The sequence below is a fragment of the Campylobacter sp. RM12647 genome (assembly GCF_020138135.1).
GTDB lineage: Bacteria > Campylobacterota > Campylobacteria > Campylobacterales > Campylobacteraceae > Campylobacter_E.
Map to the genome: position 1 here is coordinate 1 of NZ_JACGAS010000067.1, position 533 is coordinate 533.

Consider the following 533-nt stretch of genomic DNA (forward strand, 5'->3'; position numbering starts at 1 on the left):
TTTTTTAAATTTGATGAAAGCAATATCGGAGTAAAACTTAGTGACAAGAATATTAATAGATTAAAAGAATTTTTTAATGAAGATAATTTCATTGATACTAGCAAAGGCATTATTTTAGATAAAGATGCAGCAAGTTTTGTCGCTGGGTGGTTTAGTGATGTAGCGTATAAGAGTAATTTTTTAGCAGCCGATAGAAATAACGATGGAGAAGTAGATAAAAAAGAAATTGATTATACTATCTATGCATTTGCTTTATATATAGAGCCAACTAAAGATGGTTCAGGACAAGCTACTAAAGTTGCAAGTTATGTTCCAAGTATTTTGACTGTTGATAATAAACAATCAACTGATATTAGCACAATACTTGATGGGAATATTAGTATGGATAAAAATCTTGATGGCTATATAACAATTGCTGAAAAATACAATTATTCTGACACTGCTTACCAATATGGAGTATTTTTAGATAATCTACCTTTTATGACAATTTCACACAAAAAAATAAATACTAATATAACTGAAGAATTAAATAA

1 protein-coding gene is annotated in these 533 nt (G+C 27.6%); it reads left to right on the forward strand.

What is annotated here, in order from left to right:
- The coding region (locus tag AVBRAN12647_RS09615) for a hypothetical protein (RefSeq protein WP_336615120.1) at positions 1-533 on the forward strand (533 nt) is incomplete at both ends.